Origin of the sequence: Sulfurospirillum sp. UCH001 (genome assembly GCF_001548035.1) — a bacterium.
Classification (GTDB): Bacteria; Campylobacterota; Campylobacteria; order Campylobacterales; family Sulfurospirillaceae; genus Sulfurospirillum.
In genome coordinates this window covers 395,078-413,426 of sequence record NZ_AP014723.1, presented here as the reverse complement: position 1 = coordinate 413,426, position 18,349 = coordinate 395,078, and the positions used below count along the sequence as shown (strand labels likewise).

At 38.6% G+C, this 18,349-nt stretch carries 22 protein-coding genes and 5 tRNA genes; 6 read left to right on the top strand and 21 right to left on the bottom strand.

The window, feature by feature from the left end; translation table 11 throughout:
• Positions 1-61 precede the first annotated feature (61 nt).
• From rplA to UCH001_RS02100, 11 genes are all read right to left on the bottom strand, one after another.
• Positions 62-766: a 50S ribosomal protein L1 gene (gene rplA / locus UCH001_RS02150; protein WP_067173741.1), complete on the bottom strand. Its 705-nt coding sequence runs from the start codon at positions 764-766 to the stop codon at positions 62-64.
• A 60-nt stretch (positions 767-826) separates the two neighbouring features.
• Positions 827-1,252, bottom strand: coding sequence for a 50S ribosomal protein L11 (gene rplK, locus UCH001_RS02145; RefSeq protein ID WP_067173738.1), 426 nt, complete (start codon positions 1,250-1,252; stop codon positions 827-829).
• Positions 1,253-1,268: 16 nt separating this feature from the next.
• Positions 1,269-1,799: a transcription termination/antitermination protein NusG gene (gene nusG / locus UCH001_RS02140; protein WP_067173736.1), complete on the bottom strand. Its 531-nt coding sequence runs from the start codon at positions 1,797-1,799 to the stop codon at positions 1,269-1,271.
• A 9-nt stretch (positions 1,800-1,808) separates the two neighbouring features.
• Positions 1,809-1,988 (bottom strand): preprotein translocase subunit SecE, encoded by a 180-nt coding sequence (secE, locus tag UCH001_RS02135; RefSeq protein WP_067173733.1) that lies wholly within the window; start codon positions 1,986-1,988, stop codon positions 1,809-1,811.
• A 17-nt stretch (positions 1,989-2,005) separates the two neighbouring features.
• Positions 2,006-2,081: transfer RNA gene (locus UCH001_RS02130), tRNA-Trp, on the bottom strand.
• Between the two features lie 27 nt (positions 2,082-2,108).
• Positions 2,109-2,267: a 50S ribosomal protein L33 gene (gene rpmG, locus UCH001_RS02125; RefSeq protein WP_039672120.1), complete on the bottom strand. Its 159-nt coding sequence runs from the start codon at positions 2,265-2,267 to the stop codon at positions 2,109-2,111.
• 55 nt (positions 2,268-2,322) lie between these two features.
• Positions 2,323-3,522 carry an elongation factor Tu gene (gene tuf, locus UCH001_RS02120; RefSeq protein WP_067173730.1) on the bottom strand — a complete coding sequence of 400 codons (1,200 nt, stop codon included), beginning with the start codon at positions 3,520-3,522 and terminating at the stop codon, positions 2,323-2,325.
• Between the two features lie 72 nt (positions 3,523-3,594).
• Positions 3,595-3,669: transfer RNA gene (locus tag UCH001_RS02115), tRNA-Thr, on the bottom strand.
• 149 nt (positions 3,670-3,818) lie between these two features.
• Positions 3,819-3,895: transfer RNA gene (locus UCH001_RS02110), tRNA-Gly, on the bottom strand.
• Between the two features lie 2 nt (positions 3,896-3,897).
• Positions 3,898-3,982 (bottom strand) — tRNA-Tyr (locus UCH001_RS02105).
• A gap of 52 nt (positions 3,983-4,034) precedes the next feature.
• A tRNA-Thr gene (locus UCH001_RS02100) sits at positions 4,035-4,110 on the bottom strand.
• A 117-nt stretch (positions 4,111-4,227) separates the two neighbouring features.
• Here UCH001_RS02100 and UCH001_RS02095 point away from each other — a divergent pair.
• A complete protein-coding gene (locus UCH001_RS02095) occupies positions 4,228-4,971 on the top strand; it encodes a YaaA family protein (protein ID WP_067173726.1) in 744 nt (247 codons plus the stop codon).
• Positions 4,972-5,021: 50 nt separating this feature from the next.
• Positions 5,022-5,243: a hypothetical protein gene (locus tag UCH001_RS02090; protein ID WP_067173723.1), complete on the top strand. Its 222-nt coding sequence runs from the start codon at positions 5,022-5,024 to the stop codon at positions 5,241-5,243.
• A gap of 38 nt (positions 5,244-5,281) precedes the next feature.
• Here UCH001_RS02090 and UCH001_RS02085 read toward each other — a convergent pair whose 3' ends face one another.
• From UCH001_RS02085 to UCH001_RS02050, 8 genes are all read right to left on the bottom strand, one after another.
• Positions 5,282-8,878 carry a bifunctional proline dehydrogenase/L-glutamate gamma-semialdehyde dehydrogenase gene (locus UCH001_RS02085; RefSeq protein ID WP_067173720.1) on the bottom strand — a complete coding sequence of 1,199 codons (3,597 nt, stop codon included), beginning with the start codon at positions 8,876-8,878 and terminating at the stop codon, positions 5,282-5,284.
• A gap of 101 nt (positions 8,879-8,979) precedes the next feature.
• Positions 8,980-9,696: an ABC transporter ATP-binding protein gene (locus UCH001_RS02080; RefSeq protein WP_067173719.1), complete on the bottom strand. Its 717-nt coding sequence runs from the start codon at positions 9,694-9,696 to the stop codon at positions 8,980-8,982.
• Complete coding sequence (locus tag UCH001_RS02075; protein ID WP_067173716.1) at positions 9,689-10,471, bottom strand: ABC transporter ATP-binding protein; 783 nt, start codon at positions 10,469-10,471, stop codon at positions 9,689-9,691. The genes UCH001_RS02080 and UCH001_RS02075 overlap by 8 nt, the downstream gene beginning before the upstream one ends.
• The gene (locus UCH001_RS02070; protein WP_067173714.1) at positions 10,468-11,418 is read right to left on the bottom strand and encodes a branched-chain amino acid ABC transporter permease; all 951 of its coding nucleotides are present in this window, start codon (positions 11,416-11,418) and stop codon (positions 10,468-10,470) included. Before UCH001_RS02070 ends, UCH001_RS02075 begins: the two co-directional genes overlap by 4 nt.
• Positions 11,415-12,317, bottom strand: a complete 903-nt coding sequence (locus UCH001_RS02065; RefSeq protein ID WP_067173711.1) for a branched-chain amino acid ABC transporter permease — start codon at positions 12,315-12,317, stop codon at positions 11,415-11,417. The genes UCH001_RS02070 and UCH001_RS02065 overlap by 4 nt, the downstream gene beginning before the upstream one ends.
• Positions 12,318-12,402: 85 nt before the next feature.
• Positions 12,403-13,530, bottom strand: a complete 1,128-nt coding sequence (locus tag UCH001_RS02060; RefSeq protein WP_067173709.1) for a branched-chain amino acid ABC transporter substrate-binding protein — start codon at positions 13,528-13,530, stop codon at positions 12,403-12,405.
• Between the two features lie 67 nt (positions 13,531-13,597).
• The gene (locus tag UCH001_RS02055) at positions 13,598-14,254 is read right to left on the bottom strand and encodes a hypothetical protein (RefSeq protein ID WP_067173706.1); all 657 of its coding nucleotides are present in this window, start codon (positions 14,252-14,254) and stop codon (positions 13,598-13,600) included.
• Positions 14,247-14,471: a hypothetical protein gene (locus UCH001_RS02050; protein WP_067173703.1), complete on the bottom strand. Its 225-nt coding sequence runs from the start codon at positions 14,469-14,471 to the stop codon at positions 14,247-14,249. The genes UCH001_RS02055 and UCH001_RS02050 overlap by 8 nt, the downstream gene beginning before the upstream one ends.
• A 270-nt stretch (positions 14,472-14,741) precedes the next feature.
• Between UCH001_RS02050 and UCH001_RS02045 the strand changes: the two genes are divergently transcribed.
• From UCH001_RS02045 to UCH001_RS02035, 3 genes are read left to right on the top strand one after another with little or no spacing between them, the layout of a single operon-like run.
• Positions 14,742-15,497, top strand: a complete 756-nt coding sequence (locus UCH001_RS02045) for an SDR family oxidoreductase (protein ID WP_067173700.1) — start codon at positions 14,742-14,744, stop codon at positions 15,495-15,497.
• A 48-nt stretch (positions 15,498-15,545) separates the two neighbouring features.
• Positions 15,546-15,779: a VF530 family DNA-binding protein gene (locus UCH001_RS02040; RefSeq protein WP_067173697.1), complete on the top strand. Its 234-nt coding sequence runs from the start codon at positions 15,546-15,548 to the stop codon at positions 15,777-15,779.
• 4 nt (positions 15,780-15,783) lie between these two features.
• Positions 15,784-16,656, top strand: coding sequence for a DMT family transporter (locus tag UCH001_RS02035; RefSeq protein WP_067173695.1), 873 nt, complete (start codon positions 15,784-15,786; stop codon positions 16,654-16,656).
• On the opposite strand, the gene UCH001_RS02030 is transcribed toward UCH001_RS02035, so the two are convergent.
• Positions 16,634-17,050 (bottom strand): ester cyclase, encoded by a 417-nt coding sequence (locus UCH001_RS02030; RefSeq protein WP_067173693.1) that lies wholly within the window; start codon positions 17,048-17,050, stop codon positions 16,634-16,636. The two genes, UCH001_RS02035 and UCH001_RS02030, sit on opposite strands and share 23 nt — an antisense overlap.
• On the bottom strand, positions 17,051-17,308 hold the full coding sequence (locus UCH001_RS02025) for a hypothetical protein (RefSeq protein WP_067173690.1): 258 nt from the start codon (positions 17,306-17,308) through the stop codon (positions 17,051-17,053). It abuts the gene before it with no gap.
• 141 nt (positions 17,309-17,449) lie between these two features.
• Here UCH001_RS02025 and UCH001_RS02020 point away from each other — a divergent pair, with 141 nt between their 5' ends.
• On the top strand, positions 17,450-18,349 hold the full coding sequence (locus UCH001_RS02020) for a polysaccharide deacetylase family protein (protein ID WP_067173687.1): 900 nt from the start codon (positions 17,450-17,452) through the stop codon (positions 18,347-18,349).

The window sequence follows — 18,349 nt, the reverse complement described above, 5'->3', positions numbered from 1 at the left end:
CTTATGACAGAATTTTCACGAAGGCAAAACCACTCATCAATTTTGATGAGTGATTCAATAATTATCTAAGGTCGATTAATTCTTGATTTTCAAGGTTCATAGACGGGCTCATTGTGAGTGACACAGCGGCACTTTTAATATATTTACCTTTTGCAGCAGCAGGTTTATGTTTGTTAATTGCTTTGATAAATGCTTCAAAGTTTTCTCTAATTTGCTCAGATGTGAAGCTAATTTTACCAATACCAGCATGAATATTTCCTTGTTTGTCAACACGGAAATTCACTTGGCCACCTTTGTTATTCTCAACAGCTTTTGCAACGTCCATTGTTACAGTACCTGTTTTTGGATTTGGCATAATACCTTTTGGTCCAAGAATACGACCAACTTTACCTACTAAACCCATCATGTTAGGTGTTGCAATTAATACATCAAAGTTGATACGGCCAGCTTGAATTTCTTCAATCAAATCATCGCTACCAACGATATCAGCACCAGCAGCTTTCGCTTCATCTGCTTTCTCGTCTTTTGCAATAACAGCAACACGAACTGTCTTACCAGTACCCGCTGGAAGAACAACAGAACCTCTTACCATTTGATCAGCATGTCTTGGATCAACGTTAAGTTTAAGTGCTACTTCGATTGTCTCATCAAATTTTGCAGACGCTAAGTTTTTAATATTAGCAAGTGCCTCATCAACAGAATATTTTTTTTCTTTATCAACTTTTTTCAAAAGTTCTTGAAATCTTTTATTTACTTTTTTTGCCATTATTTATCTCCGCATAATTTTGCTTCCGCCTTTATAGACCCTGGCGGTAAAGGGTTATCATCAATCGACGACGTTAATACCGATACTTCTTGCACTTCCTGCAATAATTCTTGCAGCTGCTTCTTTATCTGTTGTGTTAAGGTCAGCGATTTTTTTCTCGACAATCTCAAGTATTTGAGCTTTGCTAAGTGTTCCTACTTTATTTTTTAGAGGGTTGCTTGAACCACTTTTAAGACCAGCTGCTTTTTTGATAAGATCAGTTGCAGGCGGTTGTTTTGTAACAAATGTAAAACTTTTGTCAGCATAAACAGTGATAACAACAGGAATTCTAAAACCTGCCATATCTTTTGTTCTTTCATTAAATGCTTTACAAAATTCCATAATATTAACACCACGTTGACCAAGTGCTGGACCAACTGGAGGTGATGGGTTTGCTTTAGCAGCTTCAATCTGCAATTTAATTTCGCCAATGACTTTTTTTGCCATTTCTTTTCCTTTACGCTTAGACTATTTTTTCAACTTGAGAATAGAGAATCTCAACTGGGGTACTTCTACCAAAGATTGAAACATTGAGTGTGAGTTTGCCATGTACCATATCATACTCTTCAACAGAACCTGTGAAGTTTGCGAAAGGACCTTCTGTAATCCTAACACTTTCACCGTTCTCAAAAAAGATTTTTGGTTTTGGCGCACCTTTTTTCTCAGCTTTCTCCAAGATCAATGCAATGTCTTTTTCACTCAAAGGTGTTGGTTTTTTAGACTCACCAATGAATCTTCCGACTTTAGGCAATGATTGGATAAGATGCCAAAGTGCTGTATCTAAATCCAATTTTGCAAATGCATAACCAGGATAGAGACTTCGCTCACTAATCTTCTTTTTACCATTCTTAACTTCAATTACATCTTCGGTTGGAACAACAATTTGCTCTAACTTTTCAGCGATACCATGATCGTTGACAAGATTAATAATTCCTTTTTTAACTGCTTGTTCGCTACCTGCATAGGTTTGAATTGCATACCATCTATGTGCCATTTCTTATCCTTAAATTAATGAAGATAAAGAAAAAGACATAACAGCATCAATCAGCGCTAAAAAGAGCGAAATCACGGTTACAACGACAAAAACAGATATGAATGCGTTTCTAATCTGTTCTTTAATTGGGAAGATAACCTTTGACAATTCAGCTTTAGAATGATGATAATAAGCTCTTAATTTTTCCATTGTGTTACCTCGACTAGTGGCAGGGTAGGAGGGACTCGAACCCCCAACCTGCGGTTTTGGAGACCGACGCTCTACCGTTGGAGCTACTACCCTGCATGTAAGTTAAGTCTTTTAAGGGACTTAACTTTTTAATTTCACTTCTTTGTGAACAGTGTGTTTTTTCAATCTTGGACAATACTTGCTAAGTTCAACTTTTTCAGTATTTGTCTTGCTGTTTTTTGTTGTTGTGTAATTAATGTCACCACATTCAGAACACTTAAGTCCGATTTTAACGGTCATAATATTTCCTTAACTTTCATTACATGTAAGGGGAAACTCCCCTTACACATTAAAATTACTTGATGATTGTAGAAACAACACCCGCACCAACAGTTCTACCACCCTCACGGATTGCAAAACGTGTACCTTCTTCAAGAGCGATAGGTGCAATAAGTGCTACTTTAATCTTAACGTTATCACCAGGCATAACCATCTCAGTACCTTCTGGTAATGTGATAGAACCTGTTACGTCTGTTGTACGTACATAGAATTGTGGTCTATAGTTATTAAAGAATGGAGTATGTCTACCACCCTCTTCTTTTGAAAGAACATAGATCTCAGCTTCAAAGTCAGTGTGTGGAGTGATTGATTTTGGCTTACAAAGAACCATACCACGCTCAACTTCTTCTTTTTTGATACCACGTAATAAGATACCACAGTTATCACCAGCCTCACCACGCTCCATCTCTTTACGGAACATTTCAACACCAGTAACAGTTGTAGTTTTAGTATCTTTGATACCTACGATTTCGATAGTCTCACCAATTTTAACTGCACCTCTCTCGATCTTACCAGTAACAACTGTACCACGACCTGAGATTGAGAATACGTCTTCGATTGGCATCAAGAAATCTTTTTCAGTTTCACGTTGTGGAACTGGAATATAAGCGTCTACTGCTGCCATAAGATCAAGAATTTTTTGACCCCATGGTCCAACTGTACCAGCTTTTGCTTCTTCAAGTGCTTTAAGAGCTGAACCAGAAACGATTGGAGTATCATCACCTGGGAAGTCATAAACAGAAAGAAGTTCACGGATTTCCATTTCAACAAGCTCAAGAAGTTCTTCATCATCAACCATATCAGCTTTGTTCATGAAAACAACGATGTAAGGAACACCTACTTGGCGAGAAAGAAGAATGTGCTCACGAGTTTGTGGCATAGGACCATCTGCAGCTGAAACAACAAGAATCGCGCCATCCATTTGAGCAGCACCAGTAATCATGTTTTTAACATAGTCGGCGTGGCCTGGACAGTCTACGTGAGCGTAGTGACGGTTGTCTGTTTCATACTCAATGTGTGAAGTTGCAATAGTAATACCACGCTCTCTCTCTTCAGGAGCGTTATCAATACCATCATAATCTTTAAACTCACAAAGACCTTTTGTCGCTAAAACTGCTGAGATTGCAGCTGTAAGCGTAGTTTTACCATGATCAACGTGACCGATGGTTCCAATGTTAACGTGTGGCTTGGTTCTAGAGAACTTTTCTTTTGCCATTTTTTCCTCCGTAATGAGTTTGTTTTTTAATACATTTTAATTTGTCAAAGTTATTTAAAACTTTTTAAGTGATGGAGCTCATAGAGGGACTTGAACCCTCGACCTCTTCCTTACCAAGGAAGTGCTCTACCCCTGAGCCATATGAGCCGACTACAAAAGGGTGGACCAAATTGTACCGAACAACAACAATTAATGATTTTGATTTTATTAAGAAAGGAAGGTAAGACTACTGAACTTGTTCTGTAGCGCCCTAAAGCAGAAGAAATTCAACAGCTCCCAGTTTGCTTATAAAATCTTGGAGCGGGAGACGGGACTCGAACCCGCGACCCCCAGCTTGGAAGGCTAATGCTCTAGCCAACTGAGCTACTCCCGCAATGGTGGTGAGAGAAGGATTCGAACCTTCGAAGACATAGTCAGCAGATTTACAGTCTGCCCTCGTTGGCCACTTGAGTATCTCACCGTATTTTTCCATTTTTCATTGCTGGTCAAACACTGTCTTTCACAAACAAAAATGGAGCTGGTGAACGGAATCGAACCGCCGACCTACTGCTTACAAGGCAGTTGCTCTACCGACTGAGCTACACCAGCACCCTTGATTGTGAGGTGAAATTATATCTCAAAAGATTTCCAAAGTCAATACTTTTTCGCAGATTTATTTAAAGATTTGCTAAAATGTTCGTCTATATTTGTAAACAAAGGGTTATTATGAAGATTTTATTTTCTCCAAGTGAGACCAAAAGTGCACTAAAAACACACGGTGTCCTAGAAGAAAAGAGCTTAGTGTTTCCATATTCATATGAAAAACGCCATATCGTTTTAAAACACTATCAATCTCTTCTAGATACAAAAAATATAGAAAAACTACAAATACTTTTTGGCATTAAGGATGAAGAAAAAATACTTCTTTATGCTACACGCAATATTTTCAATGCATCCACGTGTAAAGCAATTCTTCGCTACAGTGGCATTGCCTACGATCATCTGGATTTTGCTTCGCTCGATCAAAATGCTCAAACTTATCTAGAAAATCATACCATGATCTTCTCGAATCTTTTTGGCCCTCTCTTAGCAGGCGATCTCATCCCTGAGTATAAACTACAACAAGGAGAGAGTTTAGATGGATTTAAAACAGAGTCGTTTTATAAAGAACATTTTAGTGATGCGATTGATGCATGGATAGGTAATGAAAGTGTTCTTGACTTACGTGCTGGCTTTTATGAAAAATTTTATACGCTAAAACGTCCTTATGTCACCATGAAATTCCTGAAAAATGGAAAAGTTGTAAGTCATTTTGCTAAAGCATATCGCGGTGAAGTTTTGCGTCAAATTGCAATTCATCAACCTCATGATGAAAAAGAACTGGGTGAAATTCATTTTAAAGGTCTTCACATTCATGAAATTATCACCCAAAAACTCAAACGAGAATATGTCTTTGCTATTATTGATTGATTTGCATTAAAAGGGTACAATGTCATCAAATTTGAATAAAGGAAAGGCTCATGGACGTTTTACAATGGATTGTCATTGGTGTACTGGTTTACGTAATTTATTATCTCATCAATAAGTACGAACGAAGAGTAGATGAACTCACAAGGCTTATCGAGCTTAACCGTGAAGAGATTACTAAAAACAAACAAAATATCGAAAAGAATAAAGAAAATATCGCTAAAAATAAAGAGATTATCGAACTTAATCAAACCATTATCGAAAAGCTCAAATAATCGTGCGAAGGGGTATGTCTACCCCTTCCTTCTTCCATCTATTTTTTAATCCCACGTGCGCCAAGATTGCCATAACGATGATAACTGTGTGAAATACACTGCTCATTAAAGAAATGAAGTAGTTCAACACGTCCTTCCATCAAAGGCTTACTTCTTACAATGCATTTTGCTTTCTTTGAAGCTGCTTCATATACAAATGGCGTGATAAGTGTTTCATTGGCATAGAAGATTTTATCAACACTTTCAAAACATTTCACAAATGTTGCTTCATCTTCACGCTCAATCGTATCATTTTTGCCTAACAAGACTCCTTGGTTTTCATATAAGAAAGAGATAACGTTGCTTTCAGCGCTAAGCTCGATACTGATATGTAGAGAAGTTTGAGCAATACGTGCAGCCATAACACGGCTCATGACATCAAAAAGTCCATCGTCTTTGGTAATGCGAAGTGCTATTTTCGATAAAGGAAGATATTTGAAAAGATTATCCTCGCCTCTTACTTTCACGAAATCTTTTTCTTGACTAAAGGTTTCGGCATAATTTTCAAGATAACTTCCCACAGCTAAAGAAAGTTTGTCAAAATCTGCTTTAAATCCTGCATGCGCACCCTTATGGGAACTATCAACCCAGCCATGAATGAGATGAATAAACGAATGTTGCACAGAGTGCTTAATAGATGGCTCTGCCACATCCACAATATCCATAAACTGTGTAATATAGTTGTGAATACCTGCTTTTCGTCCTGTTCCTACCGCTGATTTGCCTAGCCCACCAAAAGGCTGACGAAGAACAATAGCACCTGTGGTTCCACGATTGATGTAGAGATTTCCTGCTTTAAGGTGTTTTCTCCAATATGCCACTTCACGCTCATCTAACGATTCTATACCAGAAGTCAGTCCATAACCTGTCGCATTCACGATCTCAATAGCGTGCTTCAAATCTTTAGCACACATGACGGAAAGTACTGGACCAAAAAGTTCGTTCATATGGCAGAAGCTTCCCTCTTTAACACCCCATTTAATGCATGGCCTTAACATGTATTCATTGCCATCTACATACGAAGGTGCCAATGCCCAACTCTCACCAGATTCTAGATTTTCAAGGGCATGTTTGAGTGCACCACTCACAGGATTTGCAAGAGTTCCAAGACGATTCGTAAAATCCCATACAGAGCCTACATGCAAGCTTTTTGCCGCATCAATAAGTCCTTTTTTAAAGTGAGGGTCATTGTAAACCTCTTCTTCTAAAACTAAAAGCGACGTTGCAGAACATTTTTGACCACTATTGGAAAATGCGGAATGAATAACATTTTTAATGGCTTGATCACGATCGCTCATCGCTGTTACAATGGTCGCATCTTTACCGCCTGTTTCCGCACTTAAAAAGAGATTTGGACGGCTTTCTAACATTTTATAAGCCGTTTCCTCACCACCTGTTAAAATGACAAAGTCAACCTTCTCATTTTTTACTAAATACTCACCTGCTAAACTTCCAGAACACGGAACAAATTGAAGAGTATTTTTACTCACCCCTGCATCCCAAAAACATTTACATAACTCATACGCACATAAAGCAGCAACACTAGCTGGTTTGATAATAACACAGTTACCTGCCGCTAAAGCTGCACTGATGCCGCCTGTAGGGATGGCTATTGGGAAGTTCCACGGAGGTGTTACCACACCCACACCTTTGCCTTTTGCGCTTAGGTTTTTGTAGTTATCAAAATAACGTGCACTGTGACCATAGAATTCCAAAAAGTCGATAGCTTCACTGACCTCTACATCGGTTTCGCTAAATACTTTTCCTACTTCTGCTGCAGCGACACCGATAAGATCAGCTCTTTTTAAACGCACCTGATTGGCAACCTGACAAAGAATTTTTTGGCGTTCACTCGCACTGAGCGTTCTCCAACCATCTTTATCTTCTGCAGCTATCTCGACAGCACGCTCTAAATCTTCTTTGGTCGCTAGTGCGTATTTACCACACATTACGCCCTCTTTTAGTTGTGATTTATCAATGACTTCTTTCACTTCACGCTCAACGAACACCTCCCCACCCACAACGACAGGTGCAATTTCAAGTGTTTCAGCAGCTTTTTTCTTCCATTTTGTACGAATCTCTTTTGCCCACTCTTTATTGGCTGGCAAGATAAAGTCTGTGTCTGCTTCTCCATGGTATTTACCGCTAAAGAAACTACCACCTTCGTAATGCTCCCACTGCTCTGTAAGTCTGTTTTGTTTGCGTTTTGAGCCTATAAAAATATGTTTAGCATTTTCAAAAGAGTCAATGAATTTTTGTTTTTGAGTTTCCCATGCAGGTGTTCCTACTTTTAACCCGAAGGAGTAGCGAATAAAGTTCTCCACACCCGTATTTTCATCAAGACGTCTTACCAAGTAAGCAATGGCATTCGTAAACTGCTCTTTTTTAGCAATCGGTGCATATAAGATCACTTCACCGCTGATCTGCTTAATTGCTAATCGCGCAGATTCGCTCATACCTTCTAGCATCTCCATACTAAAAAACTCTGTTGTTCCATACTCTTTGGAAAGCTCATAGCCATACGCCAATTCAAAAAGATTGTGTGATGCCATGCCGATATTGACATACTTTGCATTTTCAGGGCGCAAAGCAAATTCACCCATGACTTTATAGTTGCTATCGGTGTCAATTTTTTGTGTAAAGGTAACCATTTCCCAGTGGCGAAGTCCTGCTTCAGTTTCTTCCATCTCCATATTGGCACCTTTAACAAGACGCATCTTAATCGGAACACCGCCATTTTCAACACGTTTTTTCGCCCATTCAACTAACTTTTGTTGCCATAAGTGTGAGTCTGGTAAATAAGCTTGAAGTACAATTCCCGCACGAAAATCTTGAAACTCAGGAAGATCTAGCGTTTGGGTGAAAGCACTAAACGTCAGCGCTAAATCACGGTACTCTTCCATATCAAGATTGATAAATTTGTTCTCTTTTTCGCCTTTCGCATTGGTGAAACTGTACTTTTTAGCTTGCGCATAGATACGGCTCAAACGCTTGACCAATTCTGCAACCGTCTCTTCATACGCTAAAGCATTGATTTGAGAAAAAAGTGTAGAGATTTTGATGGAAATATAATCTACATTTGGGTTTTCAAGTACTTTTAGATACTTTTCAATGCGCTCTTCCGCCTCTTCTTCTCCAAGAACGACTTCACCAATGAGGTTAATGTTAACTCTTGTTCCTTCATTTTTTCGTTTGACAAGATGTGCATTAAAGGGTTCATCTTCACCTTTAAGTACAACCGTTTTTGTGTCTTCCCGTATGTTGCTTACAAAAAGTGGAATCGAAATTTGAGGTAAATAAACACCTGCATTTAAAAATAAAAAGACTAAAAAACGCTCCGCTGTTGTGAAAAATGAAGCCATTTCGTATTTTGCAAAAAGATACTCAATCTGATTTGCAACACGCGTAGGGTTTTTACTTCTAAAACTTTGGTCCATCAATTCAATCAAAAAGACTTTATCTTTCGGATTGCTAAGCATCTTATTCATTTTAATATGGAACTTTCTATCAAAATCACTCACCAATTCACTGGCTCTGTTTTGCCATATTTCGGCGAGGGTAATGGCTCTTTGAATCACTTCAGCATTTGCTTGCATTATTTCTCCTTTTGTAGTACTAAAAGTAGTACGTTTTACTTCATATGAAAATTGGGCAAAAAAAAGCCGCCTGCAAACTACAGGCGGTCTTACATGAAACCTTACTTTTTCTTACCCAAATATGCCTCTTGAATCATCTCAGAATTTAATAATTCTTCGCTGCTTCCACTGTGTGTTATTTTCCCTAACTCCAACACATAACCACGATTGGCAAGCTTTAGAGCTGCTTTTGCATTTTGCTCTACCAAAAGAACGGTTACGCCACTTTTACTAATCTCTTTAATTGCTTTAAAAATCACTTTGACTAAAACAGGTGCAAGCCCTAGACTTGGCTCATCTAAGATCAACAGCTTTGGTTTACTCATAATTGCTCTTCCAATGGCTAACATCTGCTGTTCACCACCACTAAGCGTTCCTGCTAACTGCTTTTTACGCTCATGTAAGCGAGGTAAAATTTCATAAATCCAATTAAGCGTTGAAGCATCATACTTTTTCAAACTGTACGCACCCATCATGAGATTTTCTTCAACACTGAGTGTTCCAAAAACACGACGTCCCTCAGGAGAGTGACTCATGCCAAGAGAGACGATCTCATGAGCAGGAATGTGTGCAATCTCTTTACCATCAAATACTATATTTCCTGCACTTGCTTTTAAAAGCCCGCTGATAGTACGAAGTGTTGTTGTTTTGCCTGCACCGTTCGCTCCAAGGATGGTGACGACTTCCCCTTTATTGACATAAAGGTCAATGCCTTTAATTGCCTCAATGGCACCGTAATTGACGTGTAAGCCTTTTACTTCTAGTAATTTTTCACTCATCACTATCATCCTCATCACTTCCAATATACGCCTCGATAACAACAGGGTCGTCTTGTACATGCGAAGGAATTCCTTCGCTAATTTTTGCACCAAAATTAATGACGGTGATGTATTCTGTCAAACTCATAACCATCTCCATATCGTGCTCAATCATCATGATGGTCACACCCATCTCTTGGATTTTTCGAATCGTTTGTGTGAGCTCTAAGGTCTCATTTTCATTGAGTCCTGCAGCAGGTTCATCCAAAATAAGCAGTTCAGGCTCAGCAGCAAGTGCTCGCGCCATCTCTATACGTCTTTGAATACCATAGGAGAGATCTCCAGCTGGAATAGTCGCATACTCAGTGAGATTGAAAAACTCCATCAATTCGCCCACTTTTTCCCAGTTCGCTTTTTCATCTCTGTAATACGCAGGCGTTGGAATCACACCGTTATACCAACGTTGTTTCGACTTGATGTGACGACCCGACATAATGTTTTCAGCTACACTCATCTCCGCAAAAAGACGAATGGTTTGAAAGGTTCTTAAAATACCAAGTTCCGCAATTTTATACGGGCTAATACCTTTAATATCTTGACCTTTCCACAAAATCTGTCCAATTTCAGGGCGATAAATGCCGGTAATACAGTTAAACAAAGTCGTTTTACCCGCACCATTTGGTCCGATAATGCCGTATATCTGCCCTTTTTTAACTTTCATTGAAAGGTCGTTAATGGCAATAAGTCCTTGAAAATATTTGCTCACATGGCTAATCTCTAAGATATATTCGCTCATTTTACCCCCTTTTTAAGGAAATCAGGGATATTGCCAAATTTAACAGGCCAAATACCACGAGGGCGTAAAATCATCGTTAAGATCATGGCAACACCAAAGACCAAATAACGTGCTGTTTCAAACTCTCTAAACATCTCAGGCAATACGAACATCACAAATGTTCCAATTAAAACACCGGGAAGAGATGCAGAACCACCTACTAAAACAATGGTAAAAAACATAATCGACTGTGTTACGTTAAATGCTTCTGGGCTCACCGCTGAGTACTGAACGGAAAACATACTTCCAGCAGCACCTGCTATACCTGCACCTAAGATAAACGCATAGAGTTTAAAATAACGTACATTGATACCCATACTTTGTGCTGCAATTTCATCTTTGTGAATGTAAAACATCGCGCGACCAAATTTGCTTTTGTCCAAGTTACGCATAATAAACAGCGTAATACCTAGAAGAATAAACGCCATGTAGTACATATGTGTTTGCGAATTAAAGTCAAATCCAAGAACACGTACAACATCGATACCAAAAAGACCGTTCGGTCCTCCTGTTAAACCAAAGATGTCATTTTCAAGTACTTGAATAAAGATGATGTTAAAACCAATCGTTGCAACCAATAAATAGTCACCTCTTAAGTGAATAATCGGAGCTACCATGATAAACGCAACCAGCATAGGAACCAACACAGCAGGCGCCCATGTTGCTAAAATAGGAAGACCAAAATGTACATTTAAAATGGCTGTCGTATATGCACCCAAACCAAAGAACATCGCATGTCCCATGTGAAATACACCCGCTCGCCCTAAGATAATGTCTTGAGAGAGAGCAACCACAGAGAAGACCAAAAATGTTGTACCAACCGCTAACCATGCAGAGTCCACAAAAAGTGGATAAAGCCCCATAAAAACGAGTAGTGCTATCGCTATCATACTGGTTTTATTCATCATACTTTCTCCGCTACGGTTTCGCCAAGAATACCCGTTGGTCTAAAGACTAAAATTGCAATGAGAAGCACAAACGTAAACGTTTCTGCCCATTGTGTGGAGATGTACCCTGTAATCATTGCATTGAAAAGCCCTAAAAGAAGGCCTCCTAACATCGCACCTGGAATATTACCGATACCACCCATAATTGCTGCAACAAAGGCATTAAGTCCGTACATCCATCCCATATCAAATGTAACACCACGATAGTATGTTCCAATGAAAAGTCCTGCCACGGCACCTAGTGAAGAGCCTATGATGAAGATAATCATAATGATGCGATTGACATTAATGCCCATGAGTTTTGCCGCGTCTTGATCAATAGCAACGGCACGAATGGCTGTTCCAATTTTGGTTTGATGAATGAAAAAGTAAAGTCCTACCATCAACACCGATGAAAGCCCCAAAATCATTACTTGAGTAAAGGTAATAACAATACCCCCTATTTCCCAAATGGTTGCAGGGAAAAGGTTGGAAGGGAAGATTTTCATATTAGGACCCCAAATCAGCATCACCGAGTTTTGAATGACCAACCCTGCTCCAAGTGCTGAAACAACAGCACTAAGGCGTGGTGCAGTTCGTAAAGGTCTATACGCTAGGCGCTCAAGAAGTACACCCACAACAGCAACGATGGCAGCAGTAAATACAAAAACTGTAATGACTGCAATCAATGAAGTCACACTCTCTCCGAAGATTTGGGCATAAACACTTAAGCCAATAAACGCTGAAAACGCAACGAGATCACCGTGTGCAAAGTTAATCAGTCGCATAACACCATACACCATTGTATAGCCTAATGCAACCAGTGCATAAAGACTCCCGATGGTAAGGCCATTGACCATTTGTTGTAAGAAAATATCCATAAGATAACCTTATCCTAATGTAATTGCATGCCAAAGATGAAACTCATCCTTGGCAATGCGGGCTGAAAGTGTATCAGCAAAATGCTTATTGGTAAACAATCTTATAGCTTTTATCCGCTTGAACTTCATACGTCATATAGCCACCACCAATACGCTCACCATCTTCTCTAAAGGTAACAGGACCTGTAATACCTGGGAAATCTTTGAGTTTATGTAAGCCTTCCGCAATCACTTTCGTATCTTCAGACTTGGTTTGTTCCATTACATGTAAAATGGCACGCAAGCCATCTACGTTCATCAGTGACCAAATAGACGCTGGCATCGCGTTGAATTTTGCTTTGTAGTCTACTAGGAATGTTTTAGCAATATCATACGGAAGGATGTCTGGCGTTGGTACGTTGATAAGAAGTGTTCCTTTAGCGCTATCGCCTGCTAGTTTCATATAATCAGGATTGTCGTTAGAGTCGCCACCAACAAAGTCTGCTTTGATGCCAAGTTGAAGCTGTTGTGCACGTAGTAATCCACCATCAGTGTAGTAGCCGCTAAAGTAGATAACATCTGGTTCCATTGACTTGATTTTTGTGAGTGTTGCTGTAAAGTTCTGAGTACCAGACTTGATTTTGCCTTCATAAATGATGTTGGCATTTTTTGCTTTAAGTGCTTTTACCGTAGCATCCGCTAAGTCTGTAGAATAGCTTGAATAATCAGAGAGAATAACGATTTTTTTGTACTGTTTACCCTCTACAAAATATTTTGCTGTATAGTCTGCTTCCGCACTGTTCGGGAATGAATTTCTAAAAAATGTCCAGTATTTGTGCGCGATCAAAGAGTCACTTGTACCATCGCTGGTTTGAAGGACACCTGCTCTAAAGTACGTTGTTTGCGCTGCTTCCGTTGCACCTGATGTGTAAGAACCAATAACGGCTTTTACACCTTCATTGACAAGTTTTTTTGCACAAATTGCTGCTTGTTGCGCTGTACCTTGGTCATCACATGTGACAACTTCGATTTTTTTACCTAAAACGCCACCTTTAGCATTGTACTGATCAACGATGAGTTTAACACCATTATCAATGCTTTGACCTTCATTGGCATACTGCCCAGTAATTGGTGCTTGCACACCAATTTTAATCACATCAGCTGCGATGCTTGTACTTACAAGCACAGAACATACTGCTAAAGAAGCAGTCAATTTTGGAAACATTTTCTTCATTCTCACTCCTTTATAAATTTTAAAACTCAGTCCAATACTTTGATATCTGAAAGTATTTGGCTGAGTTTTATTTTGGCTCTATCACATAACATCCAGCCATCCACTCACCCACATCAATTACGTGTTGTACTGGCGTCTGCACAAAAGATGCTTTTAGAGATGGAAAATGACTGACTACCTCATCAAAACTTGCTATGACATCAGGAAGGCGTTTAACCAATTTCTTGCGTGCAGAAGTAGAAAGATCCGCATAAAAAGCAAAAATACCATAATCAAGCGTAGAAGACTCTTCGACTTTTCTATGTAACATCTTACACAACCGCTCTATCTCATAACTGTATTCTGCTTTAGCATTACAGACCCCATTTTTTAGGGTGATAATTACTCTTGAGATAGAATCATTGTGATTTTGATGTGGAAAACGCTCATCCAACGTGATGCTAAAGACATCTTGCGAGAGTGCATTTTTTTCCATATAGGTTTTAAACGCTTTACGGTTAGGCAATGAACAGCGTAAAATATCAGATACCGTCGCATCAATAAATACTTCAGGAGCATTTTCAATCAAACTTAATGCTTGTGCCACATGTATGGAGAGAATTTTTTGAGGCCCTGCAGAGAGAGAAAGTCGGTTGTTTGTCCAAAACAAAAAGTTTTTTTGTGCTTGACTCATTCCTTCTAGCGTTGCTTCAATCACACTGCTTTGTGTAGGAAATTTACTCATAGTAATTTTCCTCAACTTCTTGTATGATACCACTCTCTTTTAGGATATCTTCAATGAGTCTATTTTTAGAGATATTTAACGCTGTTGAAAGTTTACTAAGGGCGATGTCGAGTTTTGCGTCAATTTTAATGGTCAGTTGTGCAATTTCACGTTTTTTGGTTTTATTCTTTTCAATCACACTCTGAATGATTTCTCTGCCAAATTTCTGTTTTGCCACGTCGTTCACCTTAGTAAATTTTAAGAATACTAAAAGTAGTACTTTTTATTTCATAAGGAAATAGTAGTATATTTTTGGAAAAAGTTTTCAAAAAAAAGTGGTGAAATTTTAGACAAAAAATACAGAAAGTTGAAATTAGTGCTTTAAAATGGCTATTTTAAGGCTAATTTTAGTATTTCGTCCAATGGAGACTATTTTTAATGACGTTACCAAAGGTATCATTATACCTTAAAACGCTATAATCATGCAAATTACAACCAAAGGATCGACATGTCAAAAATCGTCTTAATTACAGGTGCTACTTCGGGTTTTGGAGAAGCTACTGCTGAGAAATTTGCCAAAGCTGGTTATAAAGTCATTGTCACAGGTCGTCGTAAAGAGCGTTTAAATGCTCTCAAAGCACGCTTATCCACATGCGATATCTTCCCCCTTTGTTTTGATGTTACCCAAAAGGAAGAGGTATTTAACGCTATTGCATCCCTGCCAAAAGAGTATAAAAATATCGATATTTTGGTCAATAATGCTGGTCTTGCTTTAGGATTAGAGCATGCGAATGAAGCAAGTTTAGATGATTGGGAGCGTATGATCGATACCAACATCAAAGGATTACTCTATGTTACAAAAGCGGTACTTCCTGTTATGGTTGAACGTAAAACAGGATATATTTTCAACATTGGTTCAACCGCTGGTAGTTGGCCTTATGAAGGTGGCAATGTGTATGGTGCGACAAAAGCCTTTGTCAAACAGTTTTCACTCAACCTCAGAACAGATCTTAAAGGCACACATGTTCGTGTTACCAACATTGAACCTGGTTTTTCACTCACAGAATTTTCTGATGTGCGTTTTAAAGGCGATAAAGAAAAAGCAGACGCTGTGTATAAAAACACTACACCTCTTTCAAAAGAAGACATTGCCAATGCTATCTTCTCTTTAGCAGAACTTCCAGCACACGTCAATGTCAATCGTATTGAAATTATGCCAACCGTTCAAAGTTACGCGGGCTTAAGCGTAGAGCGCAATAATTAAATTTATAAAAGGTAAGGAGAAATCCTTACCCTAAATCTTGAGGAATACATGAATAACAACGAAAACAAAAACAATCCTCTGCATGGCATCACGCTTGAAAAGCTCGTCACGGAACTGCAAGCGCACTATGGCTGGGAAAAACTTGATGAGATGATGCACATGAACTGCTTTCATGAAAATCCTAGTATCAACTCATGCCTAAAATTTTTTAGAAAGACCCCTTGGGCACGTGCTAAAATAGAAAAACTCTATATCACTTTTCGTAAGCAACAGACAAAGTAGTCTTATGAATTACACAAAAGCTTTTGGTATTACTACACTGGGTATGATCCTCATGAGTTTTGAATCACCACTCATTAAAATGACGCATGTCCCTGCTCAGAATTTTACCTTTTACTTTGGTTTGTGTATGTTTGTGACAATGAATCTTACTTTATACTCAAAGCATAAAAACAGTATCGCTTCCATCTATAAAAATCATCTTAGCTCTATTTTGTGGAGTGGACTTTGTATAGGACTGAGCAATCTTTTGTTTATTCTAGCTATCAAACACACCAGTGTTGCGAGTGCTGTATTTATCTTAAGTACGGGACCACTAGTTAGTGCTATGATCGCTTTTATCTTTTTTAAACAAAAAACACCACAGCGTACTTTTGGCGCAATCTTTTTTGTGTTTATAGGACTTGCCATTATTTTATTCAATGACTTAGAACTTGGCAATATGGAAGGCAATCTTTACGCCTTTGGGTGTGTGTTTGCTTTTGTATCCATGTTGTCTGTTTTAGAGCGAGATAAAGAGGCTAACCGTCTTGCGTGTTTTGGAACGGGTGCTCTCATAGCATCTCTTTTAGCAGCGATGACTGCTCCTATGATTATTCCAGATAGTTATTCGCTTTGGATTATTGTCTTTATGGGCGCATTACTCACACCGCTTTCACGAGCATTTATCGGTATTGGAACGAAAGTATTACCTTCTGTTGAAGTGGCGCTTTTGACGATTATTGAGCCTGTACTTGCACCATTTTGGGTGTGGATTTTAATGGATGAGAAACCGCACCTTAATACACTCATCGGGGGAGCCATCATTGTTACGACCTTAATCGTACACTCTATGATGGCTTATAAAGAAGCAAAAATTAATGGTGATCAGCGACGTTAAGTTGTCCGTAGAGTGCATTAAGGTCACCTAGAACCCATGCATCAACAATTTTGTCATCTTCAAATTTAAAAAAACATGCACCAGAATAGCGAATACGATTGCCTGTTGGATCAAAGCCAAACAGTTTACCTGTATGCATTCCTGAGTAAACCAGTCTTACTGCTGCTTTATCACCTTCAACGACAACATCTTCAATTACGTGGTAAAGATTTGAAAACGCACTAAAAAGCATTTTGGCATAGTCATTGAAACCATTGATACCTTCAACGCGCATACCTAAAGAACCTCTAAAGGTAATGGCAGAATGTAAAAAATGATGAGCTTGATCGAGTTTTTGCTCATTCCAAATGGTTTCATAATACTCTTCAATAATTTGTCTAATTTGTTTTGCCATCTACTTTTTTTCCTTTTCTAAGCCCTGTTTGCTTGGTGCTTTGTGTGCAGGAGCGCTACTTGCAGCCCCACTTTCAAACCAACTCTCACTTGCATCGTACTCAAACTCAAAAACCTTATCTAAGCCTCTGCTTTCAAGCTCTTTGTCGATATTTTGAGGACTGAGTCCTTTTTTCTTGCAAATTTCAAGAATCTCCTCAATATCTTCTTCAGGGATCCCACTATAACGCATCTCTAAAACTGCTTCGTTGACCGTCATTCTCTCATTCTCATTATTTCTTTAGGCCTTACAGCCTTAAAATCCGTTTGAAAACTCAAACACCGCCATTAGACAATATTTTGCGAAATTATAATCATATTTTTTCAAAAAAGAGCTAAAATTCTTGTAAAAGGAGTATGCATGTTACGACTAATTTTTTCTTTACTCTTATGTTGGCTTCCATTGTCTGCAATTGAGCATATTAAACAGTATGAAATCTTCACAAAACAGTATCAAGAAAACGACACCCTTTTTCTCATTTCTCGTCGTTTTGAGCTCAGTGGTGTAACATTTTATCTCACAACCAATACACAAACGCTCCAAACCAAAGTACGTTCACTTGATCCTTTAAAATTAATGCCTTTAGATGAGAATTTTTCTAAAACTCCATTTGCAAAACAATTGAGTGCTGCTACATCTACTTATATAAAAGGCGGAGCAACACAAGGTATCACGGCAAATGATAAAGCGATTTATCTTAGCATGGATCTTTGTCCATCCAGTAAAAAAGGGTATGAAAGCGATTTTATAGAAAAATTAACCAAGCAAAATGGAAAAACACCTATTGCTATTGCACTTAGTTCCGCGTGGAAAGAACATCACCCAAAAGAATTTGAGGCCCTTGTAAAAAATCCTCTTTTAGAGATTACATGGATTAATCATACGCACACTCATTTTTATGACCCTAAACTTCCTGAACGCAAAAATTTTATGTTACATCAAAACACTGATACAAAAACAGAAATTTTAGGATTAGAAAAAACGCTTTTAGAAGAAGGGATTACACCTTCTGTTTTCTTTCGTTTTCCAGGGTTAGTTGCAGATGAAAAGCTTATGAGAGAACTTAGAGAAACGTATTTTTTAATTCCTCTTGGTGCAAATGCGTGGATTGCTAAAAATGAGCCTATTCAAAAAGGAAGTATTATCCTCATTCATGGTAATAAAAATGAGCCTCAGGGAATTGCGATGATGGAGAAGAAGCTTCCTGAAGTACTTAAAACATACCGATTTAAGCCTATTCAAGAAGCGTTTGTACAGTAG